Consider the following 10,635-nt stretch of genomic DNA (forward strand, 5'->3'; position numbering starts at 1 on the left):
GGGGCGGCGGTGGTGTTGGAGTTGGCGGCCGGCGTGCGCAAGGCGCGGGTGTTGTTCGTGGCCGCCGGGCTCGGGGTGTTCACCGCCTTGGCCGAGGGGGAGGCGAGCGCGGACGAGCTGTGCGCGCGGCTGGGGCTGCACCCAGGGGCGGTCCGGGACTTCCTGCACGCGTTGGTCGCGCTCGGGCTCTTGGAGCGGCACGCCGGGCGCTACCGCAACTCGCCGGTGGCCGACGCGCACCTCGTCCCGGGTCGGCCGGGCTACCTCGGCGGGTTCCTGCGCTTCCTCGACGAAGTCCTGCACCCGGCGTGGGACGGGCTGGCGGAGAGCCTGCGCACCGGCCAGCCGCACAACTCCGCCGCCCGCGACGGCAACCCCTACTCGCTGCACCACGACCCGGCCGAGCGGACCTCGTTCCTCGACGCGATGGACGTGCTCAACGCACCCGCAGGCGCACGGCTGGCCCGGCTGGACTGGAGCGGGTACCGCTCGTTCGTCGACGTCGGCGGCGCGCGGGGCACCCTCGCCGTGCGCCTCGTCGAGGCCCACCCCCGGCTGACCGCCGCCGTGTTCGACCTGCCCGAGGTCGAGGCGGACTTCGACCGGCACGTGGCCTCGTCCGGCCTGGCTGACGCGATCCGGTTCGTGCCGGGCGACTTCTTCACCGACCCGCTGCCCGCCGCCGACGTGCTGATCTTCGGGCACGTCCTGCACAACTGGCCGGTGGAGCGGCGTCGGCTGCTCCTGCGCAAGGCGTACGAGGCGGTCGCGCCGGGCGGGGCGGTCCTCGTCCACGACCCGATGCTGGACGAGGCGAACCCGCGACCGGCCGCGGCGCTGGCCGGCCTGAACATGCTCGTCTGGTCCTCGGGCGGGTCGGAGTACACGCCCGACGAGTGCCGCCGGTGGATGGCCGACGCGGGGTTCTCCCCGATCACCGCGACACCCCTCGGACCCGCCGGAACGCTGGTGGTGGGCCACAAGCGATGAGGGTTCGACCGGCGTCGGCGCTGCTAGACTCGGGAGTCCGAACTCCGGGGTGCGGGAGGGTGCGCCGTGACGACGGTCGGAACTCGTGGTACCGGTGCCGCCGCGCCGCGGGGCGTGCCCGCCAAGCGCCGGGCGATCATGGACGCGGCGCTCGACGTGTTCCTCCGGGAGGGGTACTCGCGGGCGAACGTGGACGTCATCGCCACCGAGGCCGGAGTGTCCAAGCAGACCGTCTACAACCACTTCGGGGACAAGGAACGGCTGTTCAACGCCGTCATGGAGGCCGCGCGGGCGGATGCCGACGCGGGTGCGGTCGTCGACGACACCCTGCTGCGCAGGCCGGCCAGGCTCAAGGGCGACCTGGTGAAGGTCGGCAGGCAGCTCCTCGGCGTGCTGCTCGACCCGAAGGTGTCCGCCGTGCGGCGGCTGCTGATCGCGGAGGCGGCGCACCACCCGGAGCTGAACCAGCCGTGCGAGGGCGGCGACCACGGCGGAGGCCTCCCGACGCTGGTGCAGTGGCTGACGGTGCGGGTGGCGTGCCTGGCGGCCCAGGGCGACCTGGAGGTGCCGGACCCGGACCGGGCCGCGAGCCAGTTCGTGGCGCTGCTGGCGTTCGAGGGCCTGCAGTCGTCGCAGTACGGCCTGATCCCGCTGACCAAGGAGCGGGTCGACTCGATCAGCCGGTCGGCGGCGGACATGTTCACCCGGGCCTACCTGGCACGGCGGGCGGGCGGCGCGTCGGCTCCCGAGCCCGTCCGCTTGGTGCTGGCCGAGAACTGAGCGCGCTCCACCGGCAGCGCCCCGGCTCCGCTGCCGGGACGACGCACGACGACGTTCACATTTCCCTGCGCCACAACGACTTCCGCCGATTCCACCCCGTTGCGGCATGTTCTCCGATCGCGTTGACGGCTTGGACCAACGGGGCTAGCGTCTTGGACTGGTGAGTCCAAGTCCGGGGGGTGAGGGGGAACCGATGGCCGACGCGGGCGCGTCCGCGCACCGAGCCGAACCCGGCTGGGTGGTGCTCGCGCCGCTGTGCCTGGGGCAGTTCGTGGTGGTCGTCGACCTGTCGATCGTGAACGTCGCGCTGCCCGCGATCCGCGACGACCTCGGGTTCACCGACACCGGCCTCCAGTGGGTCGTCAACGCCTACGCGGTGACCTTCTGCGGGTTCCTGCTGCTGGGCGGGAAGCTCGCCGACGTCTTCGGTCGACGGCGCGTCTTCGTCTTCGGCCTGGTGGTGTTCACCGCGGCGAGCGTCGTCGGCGCGCTGGCGGAGACGCCCGGTGTGCTCGTGGCCGCCCGTGCGGTGCAGGGTTTCGGCGGCGGCGTCCTGTCGCCCGCCACGCTCACGCTGGTGACGACCACGTTCGTCGGCGCGCAGGCCCGGGCCAGGGCGATGGCCGCGTGGAGCGCCGTGGCCGGCGGTGGGGCCGCGGTCGGCTCGGTGCTGGGCGGCCTGCTCACCGGGTTGATCGACTGGCGGTGGATCCTGCTGGTCAACGTGCCGATCGGCGTGGTCGCGGTCGTCGGCGCGCTCGTGCTGCTGCGCGACAGCCGCTCCGAGTCGACCGACCGGCGGTTGGACGTGCTCGGCGCGCTGCTGGTGACACTCGGCCTGAGCGCGGTGATCTACGGGACGGTGAGCGCCGGGCAGCACGGCTGGGGCTCGCCGTCGACGCTCGTGCCGCTGCTGGGCGGACTGGCGCTGCTGGGCTGGTTCGTGCTGCACGAGGGCAAGCTCGCGGAGCACCCGGTGATGCCCCTGCGGTTCTTCCGCATCCGCTCGGTCAGCGTGGCGAACCTGACCATGTTCTGGCTCGGCGTCGCCGTCATCGCGCACTTCTACTTCCTGTCGTTGTACATGCAGAACGTGCTGCACTACTCGCCGCTCGCGGCGGGTCTGGCGTTCCTCCCCGGCTCGGCGGCGATGACCTGCGGCGCCTACAGCGGGCCCGTGCTGATGAAGCGGTTCGGCGTGCGGCTGCTCGTCGTGGTCGGTCCGCTGGTCACCGCCCTCGGGCTGGTGTGGCTGGCGTTCGTCCCGGCCGACGGCACCTACCCGGCCGACCTGCTGCTGCCGATGGTGCTGGTGACGTTCGGCACCGGCGTGGCCATGATGCCGCTCGGCTTCTCCGCGACCTTCGAGGTGCCGGGGGAGTCGGCCGGTCTCGCGTCGGGGATGTTCAACACCACCCGCCAGGTGGGCGGGGCGATCGGGTTGGCCGTGCTGGCGGCCATTTCGGTCGCGCGGACGACGTCGGTCCTGGACTCGGGGACGGACCGGGCGGACGCCATGGTGTCGGGCTACCGGCTGGCGTTCCTGGTGGGCGCGGGCTTCGCGGTCCTGGCCGTGCTGACCGCCACCGCGATGCCCCGACCCGCTCCGCCAACGCTTGCGGTGCCGACGCACGCGGGGCCGACCCGCGCCGCGCCCGAGGGGCCGACATCGACCGCCGGGTCGGCCGAGTCCGGCAAGCTGCAGCAGCCGACCGCCGGCGGAGCACCCGCCGCGCCCACCACGGAGGGGGAGACGTGATCAGAGCGTCCGTGCTGGACCAGTCGCCCGTGGCCGCCGGGGACACCCCGGGCAAGGCCCTGCGCAACACCGTCGAACTGGCCCGCCTGGCCGACCGGCTCGGCTACGAGAGGTACTGGGTGGCCGAGCACCACGGCGCGACCTCGCACGCGGGCACCGCGCCGGAGATCATGGCGACCCGGCTGGCCGCGGAGACCAGCGGCATCCGGGTCGGCGCGGGCGGTGTGCTGCTGCCGTACTACAGCCCGTTCAAGGTGGCCGAGACGTTCCGGGTGCTGGAAGCGCTGTACCCGGGCCGGATCGACCTGGGCATCGGCCGCGCCGCGGGTTCCTACGACCTGGAGGCGCGGGCGTTGCGGCGCGCGGACGGTCGCGAGGACGTCGACGACTTCGAGCGCAAGCTGACCGACCTGGTCGGGTTCGTCAACGGCACGCTGCCCGCCGACCACCCCTACCGCGAGGCGCGCGTGATGCCCGACGTGCCCCAGGCGCCACCGGTGTGGCTGCTCGGGTCCAGCCCCGGCAGCGCCCTGCTGGCGGGACGGCTCGGTCTGCCGTACTCGTTCGCGCACTTCATCAACCCGCAGTCCACCCGGCGCGCGATCGCGGACTACCACGGCGCGTTCACCGCGGTGCAGCGCACGGGGAAGCCGAAGGTCGTGCTGGGACTGGGCGTCTACTGCGCCGACACCCAGGCGGAGGCGGACCGGATCTACGCCAGCCACCTGCTGATCCGGCTCCGGCACATCCAGAACGTGGTCGGCCCGGTGCCGAGCCCGGAGGAGGCGCTGGAGGTGTTCCGCGCGACGCCGAACCCGTTGGCGGCCGAGGACTTCGAGTGGCCGCGCTACCTCGTCGGCACGCCGGAGCTGGTCCGCGACTCGATCACCCGGATGACCACCGCGCTGGGCGTGGACGAGGTGATCGTGATGAACATGATCCACGACCACGGTGCCCGGCTGCGGTGCTACGAGCTGATCGCGGAGTCGCTCGACCTCGTGCCGCGCTTCGCGGAGGACGCGGAGGACAAGGTGGCCGCCCTGCCCCGTTCGCGCTGACCGCCGTCCAGCGGCCTTCGACGTGATCTCCAGCCGTGCCGGACAGGCTGGCACCGGAAGGCGCCGGACGGGTCCGGCGCGTCGGGTCGACGCAGGAGGAAGCCGCTCATGGCCCTGTTCGCCGTCACGACCACGCAAGCCCCGGTGGGCATCAGCGCCGACGAGTTCCGGCGGCGGTTGCCGCAGGGGTACGCGTACATGCTGGACCTGATCGAGAAGGGGGTCATCGTCCACAGCTGGATCCGGGTCGGGAAGTCCGGTGGGCTGAGCATCTTCGACGTGGCGTCGCACGAGGAGCTGATGCTCGCCCTGTACGGCAACCCCATCAGCCCGCACCTGGAGTTCGGGATCACGCCGCTGGCCGAGACCGGTGCGTTCGACCCGAACGACCTCCCCTCGGCACCGGAGTAGCCGACCCGCGCACGACCGCGGGGCCGTCGGTCCACCGGCGGCCCCGTACCCGTGCGCGTGGTCGTGGTGGGTGAGGTCAGGAGGCACCGCCGGACAGGAACCGCTCCACGGTCGTGCAGAACAGCTCCGGCACGTCGACCCACGGGTAGTGCCCGCTGTCGACCAGCGTCTCGTGCCTGCTGTCCGGGAACGCCGCCGCGACCAGGTCACCGACCGCGACACCGGTCAGGCCGTCCCGGTCGCCGGTCACGACCAGCACGGGCGCGGTGACCCGGGCCAGCGCCGCCACGACGTCGGCCGGGTCCGCGTCGGTCTTCGCGAACCCGGTCCACGCGGGGATCGACAGCAGCTTCCGCTGCACCTCGGCGTGCCGCTGCTGGCGCTCGGTCCACCGGGCGTACGCGGCCGGCGCGTACCGGTCCAGCACGTCCACGACCCGCTCGGGATCGGCGTCCGGCGGCAGCTTCAGCAGTTCGAACGCCGCCTGCGAGACGTCGGGGTACCACGGCTCGTCGCCGTGCGAGGCCAGGATCTCCCCGAGGTCGTGACCGCCCTCGGGGTACAGCTCGGTGCCCGGCCCGATCAGCACCATCCGGCGGACCCGGTCGGGGTGGCGCGCGGCGAACGCCTGGGCCACCACGGTCCCGTTGGAGTGGGCCAGCAGGTCCACGTCCGCCAGCCCGAGCTGCGCGCGCAGCGCTTCGAGGTCGTCCGCGAGGGCGGGGTAGGCGTACGTCGCCGGGTCGGCGGGCGTGGCGGAGTCGCCGGTGCCCCGGTGGTCGTAGTACAGCAGGGTCCGGTGCGCGCTCAACCCGCCCAGGTCCTCCAGGTAGCCGGGAGCCCGCGGACCGCCCGCCACGCACACCAGCAGGGGACCGGACCCGGTGATCCGGTAGCTGATCCTGGTTCCGTCGTATGAAGAGATGAATGGCATGCCCGCGACGGTAGGCAGCCACCCTAGAGCGCCGCCCCAGGACCGGTCGCGATGCCGCCCGCCGTCGATCGCTCGCCACGGCCGCTGCCACCGCCACCGGATCACCGCCGCCACCACCGGATCACCGCCACCATCGGATCGCCGCCGCCTCACGGCGGTGATCCGACTCGGGGTGACCCGGCCCTTGGTCAGCGGAGGCGCTTGATCTCCCCTCGGGTGCGGTAGAACGAGCCGCCGGCGGAGGTGAGGATCTCGGAGACCAGGTAGCGGGCGCCCGGTACGCGGATGTTCTTGGGGAACTGCACGCCCCACGAGCGGTCGTAGCCGTCCGAGACGACGTGCACCCGCACCCTTCCGTTCTCCTGCACGCACTCCACGACGACGCCCTCACCCGGCGCGACGTGGGAGACCACCTCGACCTCGGCGGTCGCCTCGACGCGCTCGATGCTGCCCGCCTTGATGTCATGGCGCGGCGGCACCTGCCCCTGCTCGGCCGCGCGCACGGCGTCCGGGCCGGCGTCGAGGCAGGCCAGCGAACCGTCCGTGGTCACCAGGTAGAGCCGCTCGTCGCGGTACTGCATGGAGTACGCCGAGCCGCAGCCGGTGGCGAGCTTCCACAGCCGCGTGCCGTCGGCCGCGAAGCAGTACACAGAGGACTGGTTGTCGCCCGCGAAGACGAACTCGCCGTCGGGCGAGGTGGCGCAGGAGAACACGGCCGCGTCGCAGCGGTAGTGGCCCGTCTCGCGCCCGTCGGACTTGGCGAACCGGTGCACCCGGCCCCGGCTGGTGCCCGCGAACACCTCGCCGCGCTCCTGCCAGCCGAACAGCACCGCGCCCACGGTGTCGGCGTGCCACACCTGCCGGCCGCGGTCGGTGTGGTGGGTGACGCCGTCGGAGTGGCCGTGGAAGACGCCTTCGGTCGAGCAGCGGACCATCCACCCGCCGTCGCCGCTCGCCCGGCGCGACCACTGGAACTCGTCCTCGTGGTCCACCACCGTCACCCCGCCGTGCCGGTCGGACACGCCGAGCACGCCGTCGTGGATGTCGAGCCAGTAGATGTCGACGTCGTCAGCGATCTCGTAGGCCACCCGGGGCACCTTGGCCCCGAGGTCGTACACCTGGCCGTCGTCGCACCCCGCGTAGATCCAGAAGTCGTCGGCCACGATGCACTTGACCGCGTCGGGCAACCCGTACCGCCCGGTGACCCGACCGTCGTGGGTGAGGGTGTAGACGTCGCCCCTCTCGTTGCCGACCCACGCCTGATCGTCGTCGACGAAGATCCCGAACGCGGGCGCACCGGAGGCGAACCGCCACAGCACCGGCGCCTGGCGGGCCGTCGAACGGGTGCTCACGATCTGCCGCCTGCTCACCGGACGGCGCTGCCGCAACCCCTTCACGGCGGGCGCGTACCCCTTGCGCACCTTCTCACCGATCTTCCTCTCGGCCGCCTTGAGCGCCTTGGCGTGGTCGGTGAAGCTCGCGCTCCTGACCTGCCCCTGCTCCCCGATGCGCCCGTAGGTGATGGTGACCTCGGTGTCCTCGACCCGCACCTCGTAGAACTTGTGCGCGCCACCGCCGGCCTCGGACAGCTCCAGGTACGTCGTGGCAGACATGCGTCGGCTTCCCCCTTCGACATCGACTGCCCGCACGCTATCGGGGAGCACCGACAAAAAACGCCCGCGCACCGGCACCCGGCCGTGAACGTCCCGATCGGCTTCCCGCAGTCGACGGCCGGTGGTCGACGGGCACGATGGGGGAGGCGAACCGGGAGGAGAACCCCATGGCCGGAACGACGCGGATCCCCATGGCACGAGGTCGGTTGCCGATCCTCGGGCACGCCTGGCCCATGATGCGCGACCCGCTGGGTTTCCTCGGCTCGCTCGCGGACCAGGGACCGCTGGTCCGCATCGCGCTGGGACCGGTCAAGGCGGTCGTCGTCTGCGACGCCGAGCTGGCGCACCGGATGTTTATGGACGACCGCACGTTCGACAAGGGCGGCCCGTTCACCGACCGGGTGCGGGACGTGGTGGGCGACAACCTGTCCACCTGCCCGCACCCCGAGCACCGCCGGCAGCGGCGGCTGCTCCAGCCCGCGTTCCACGTCGGCAGGTTCGGCGCGTACGGGCGCACGATGTCCGCGCAGATCGCTGAACGGGTCGACGCGTGGCAGGACGGGCAGGTGCTCGACGTGCCCGCGGAGATGGCGATGCTCACCACGAACGTGCTCACCGCGACCATGTTCTCCGACACGCTCTCGCCCGCCGAGCTGAAGCAGTCGCAGGAAGACGCGGACGTGCTGGCGACCGACATCCTGCCGCGCATGATGATGCCCCGCGCGCTCACCAAGCTGCCGATCCCGCCGAACGTCCGGTTCGAGCGCGCGCACGCCCGGATCAGGGGGACCATCGAGACGATCGTCGCGGCCCGGCGGGCGGAGGGCGGCGACCGGGGCGACCTGCTGTCCGCGCTCCTCGCCGGGTACGACGAGGAGTCGACCGGCGCGGCGCGGACGCTGTCCGACACCGAGGTGGTGAACCAGATGCTCACCTTCCACCTCGCCGGCAGCGAGACGACCGCCGTCACGCTCGCGTGGGCGCTGCACCTCATCGCGCGCCACCCCGACGTCGAACGCCGCCTGCACGCCGAGGTGGACGCCGTCCTGGCCGGCCGCACGGCAGGACCCGACGACGTGCCCGCCCTGGAGCTGACCGGGCGCGTCGTCACCGAGACGCTGCGCCTGCGCTCGCCGGTGTACGTGCTGACCCGGCAGGTCACCGCGGACACCGAGCTGGGCGGCCACCGACTGCCGGCGGGCACGGTCCTGGCCTACAGCCCGTACCCCATCCACCACAACGCCGACCTGCACCCCGACCCGCACCGCTTCGACCCCGACCGCTGGGACCCGGCCCGCAAACCCGCGCGCCACGCGTTCGTCCCGTTCGCCAACGGCGCGCGCAAGTGCATCGGTGACAAGTTCAGCCTGATGGAGGCCACGCTGGCGCTGGCGTCGATCGTCGCCCGCTGGCGGTTGGCGCACGTGCCGGGAGAGGAGGACATCCGGCCCGCCGCGGCCGCGGTGATCCGACCGCGGAGGCTTCGGATGCGGGCGTTCAGCCGCACGCCCGGGGATCGCTCCGGGCAACGCTGAAACCGCGGTGAAACCGCCTTGATCCGGGGTGGCGGCACTGTCCGCCACATGACGAACAACCCGACCGGAGCGGCGGTCGCCGTGACCGGGCTGCGCCGGTCCTACGGCAGCCAGGTCGTGCTCGACGGCGTCGACCTGCACGTGCCCGAGGGCACCACCTTCTCGTTGCTCGGCCCCAACGGCGCCGGCAAGACCACCGTGGTCCGCATCCTGTCGACGCTCATCCGCGCGGACGCGGGGGAGGTCCGCGTCTGCGGTCATGACGTGGTGCGCGAACCCGACCGCGTGCGCGCGTCGATCGCCGTCACCGGCCAGTTCTCCGCGGTGGACAACCTCCTCACCGGCGAGGAGAACCTGAGGCTCATGGCCGACCTGCACCACCTCGGCCGGGCCGAGGGACGGAGGCGCACGGCGGAGCTGCTGGAGCGGTTCGACCTCGGGCAGGCGGCGAAGAAGCCCGGCGCGACGTACTCGGGCGGCATGCGGCGTCGGCTCGACCTCGCCATGGGCCTCATCGGTGACCCGCGGCTGATCTTCCTCGACGAACCGACCACCGGGCTGGACCCGCGCAGCCGGCGCGACGTGTGGCAACTGGTGCGGGACCTGGTCGCGGACGGCGTGACGGTCTTCCTGACCACGCAGTACCTCGACGAGGCGGACCAGCTGGCCGACCGGATCGCCCTGCTCGACCACGGCCGGCTGGTCGCCCAGGGCACGCCGGCCGAGCTCAAGCGGTTGGTGCCGGGCGGGCACGTCGAGCTGCGGTTCACCGACGACCGCACCCTCACCACGGCCGCCGCGGCCCTGGGCGTCGCACCGGAGCCTGCCGACGAGCTGGTCCTGCGGGTGCCCGGCGACGGCGGCGTCCGCTCGCTCAAGACCCTGCTCGACCGCCTCGCGGCCGCCGAGGTCGAGGTGGACGGGCTGGCCGTCCGCACCCCCGACCTCGATGACGTGTTCTTCGCCGTGACCGGCCGTTCCGCCGCTCCGACGACCGACTCCGGGGAGGTGACCGCGCGATGACCTCGGTGACCCTGGCGGTCCGCGACTCGATGACGATGCTGCGCCGCCAGCTGCGGCACCTGTCGCGGAACCCCTCGACGATGCTGATGCTGCTCGCGGTGCCGATCATCTTCCTGCTGCTGTTCGTCTACGTGCTCGGCGGCACGCTGGGCGACGGCCTGGCGGGCGGGTCGGGCGGTCGCGGCGCGTACGTCGACTACGTCACGCCGGGCATCCTGCTGATCACCGTCGCCGGCGCGGTCCAGGCCACCGCGGTGGCCGTGGCGATGGACATGGCGGAGGGCATCATCGCGCGGTTCCGGACCATGGCGATCGCCCGCGTGTCGGTGCTGACCGGACACGTGCTGGGCAGCGTGCTGCAAGTCCTGCTCCAACTCGTCGTCGTCCTCGGCGTGGCCGTGCTCATCGGGTTCCGGCCCACCGCGACGGCGGTCGAGTGGGCGGCGACCACTCGTCCATCTCCTGCCGCGACACGCCCTTGGCCAGCGCCAGGTTCTCCGCCGTCTGCCCCATGGCGATGTAGACGTCGGGC

The 10,635-nt window shown here is 72.7% G+C and carries 10 protein-coding genes; 8 read left to right on the forward strand and 2 right to left on the reverse strand.

The window, feature by feature from the left end; genetic code table 11:
• The 5 genes from AB0G02_RS19380 to AB0G02_RS19400 all read left to right on the forward strand — a co-directional run.
• On the forward strand, nucleotides 1-990 hold a 990-nt coding region (locus AB0G02_RS19380), incomplete at its 5' end, for a methyltransferase (RefSeq protein WP_360796074.1).
• Nucleotides 991-1,056: 66 nt separating this feature from the next.
• On the forward strand, nucleotides 1,057-1,770 hold the full coding sequence (locus AB0G02_RS19385) for a TetR/AcrR family transcriptional regulator (protein WP_360796077.1): 714 nt from the start codon (nucleotides 1,057-1,059) through the stop codon (nucleotides 1,768-1,770).
• A 193-nt stretch (nucleotides 1,771-1,963) separates the two neighbouring features.
• The gene (locus AB0G02_RS19390) at nucleotides 1,964-3,529 is read left to right on the forward strand and encodes an MFS transporter (RefSeq protein ID WP_360796079.1); all 1,566 of its coding nucleotides are present in this window, start codon (nucleotides 1,964-1,966) and stop codon (nucleotides 3,527-3,529) included.
• On the forward strand, nucleotides 3,526-4,587 hold the full coding sequence (locus AB0G02_RS19395; RefSeq protein ID WP_360796082.1) for an LLM class flavin-dependent oxidoreductase: 1,062 nt from the start codon (nucleotides 3,526-3,528) through the stop codon (nucleotides 4,585-4,587). Before AB0G02_RS19390 ends, AB0G02_RS19395 begins: the two co-directional genes overlap by 4 nt.
• Before the next feature lie 108 nt (nucleotides 4,588-4,695).
• Nucleotides 4,696-4,998 (forward strand): muconolactone Delta-isomerase family protein, encoded by a 303-nt coding sequence (locus tag AB0G02_RS19400; protein ID WP_360796085.1) that lies wholly within the window; start codon nucleotides 4,696-4,698, stop codon nucleotides 4,996-4,998.
• Nucleotides 4,999-5,074: 76 nt separating this feature from the next.
• Here AB0G02_RS19400 and AB0G02_RS19405 read toward each other — a convergent pair whose 3' ends face one another.
• Nucleotides 5,075-5,932, reverse strand: a complete 858-nt coding sequence (locus AB0G02_RS19405; protein ID WP_360796088.1) for an alpha/beta hydrolase — start codon at nucleotides 5,930-5,932, stop codon at nucleotides 5,075-5,077.
• A 188-nt stretch (nucleotides 5,933-6,120) separates the two neighbouring features.
• Nucleotides 6,121-7,545 carry a WGR domain-containing protein gene (locus AB0G02_RS19410; RefSeq protein ID WP_360796091.1) on the reverse strand — a complete coding sequence of 475 codons (1,425 nt, stop codon included), beginning with the start codon at nucleotides 7,543-7,545 and terminating at the stop codon, nucleotides 6,121-6,123.
• Nucleotides 7,546-7,712: 167 nt separating this feature from the next.
• Between AB0G02_RS19410 and AB0G02_RS19415 the strand changes: the two genes are divergently transcribed.
• From AB0G02_RS19415 to AB0G02_RS19425, 3 genes are all read left to right on the forward strand, one after another.
• Nucleotides 7,713-9,080: a cytochrome P450 gene (locus AB0G02_RS19415; RefSeq protein WP_360796094.1), complete on the forward strand. Its 1,368-nt coding sequence runs from the start codon at nucleotides 7,713-7,715 to the stop codon at nucleotides 9,078-9,080.
• Between the two features lie 48 nt (nucleotides 9,081-9,128).
• Complete coding sequence (locus tag AB0G02_RS19420) at nucleotides 9,129-10,103, forward strand: ATP-binding cassette domain-containing protein (RefSeq protein WP_360796097.1); 975 nt, start codon at nucleotides 9,129-9,131, stop codon at nucleotides 10,101-10,103.
• Nucleotides 10,100-10,635: ABC transporter permease (locus AB0G02_RS19425; RefSeq protein WP_360796100.1), on the forward strand; the 536-nt coding region annotated here is incomplete at its 3' end. The genes AB0G02_RS19420 and AB0G02_RS19425, both read left to right, overlap by 4 nt.

Origin of the sequence: Actinosynnema sp. NPDC023658 (assembly GCF_040639995.1) — a bacterium.
Classification (GTDB): Bacteria; Actinomycetota; Actinomycetes; order Mycobacteriales; family Pseudonocardiaceae; genus Actinosynnema.

What these genes read in the sequence shown, in the direction of transcription:
- AB0G02_RS19390 (WP_360796079.1), top strand. Translation starts at nt 1,964, where the DNA reads ATGGCCGACGCGGGCGCGTCCGCGCACCGAGCCGAACCCGGCTGGGTG.
- AB0G02_RS19400 (WP_360796085.1), top strand. Translation starts at nt 4,696, where the DNA reads ATGGCCCTGTTCGCCGTCACGACCACGCAAGCCCCGGTGGGCATCAGC.
- AB0G02_RS19405 (WP_360796088.1), bottom strand. Translation starts at nt 5,932, where the DNA reads ATGCCATTCATCTCTTCATACGACGGAACCAGGATCAGCTACCGGATC.
- AB0G02_RS19410 (WP_360796091.1), bottom strand. Translation starts at nt 7,545, where the DNA reads ATGTCTGCCACGACGTACCTGGAGCTGTCCGAGGCCGGCGGTGGCGCG.
- AB0G02_RS19415 (WP_360796094.1), top strand. Translation starts at nt 7,713, where the DNA reads ATGGCCGGAACGACGCGGATCCCCATGGCACGAGGTCGGTTGCCGATC.
- AB0G02_RS19420 (WP_360796097.1), top strand. Translation starts at nt 9,129, where the DNA reads ATGACGAACAACCCGACCGGAGCGGCGGTCGCCGTGACCGGGCTGCGC.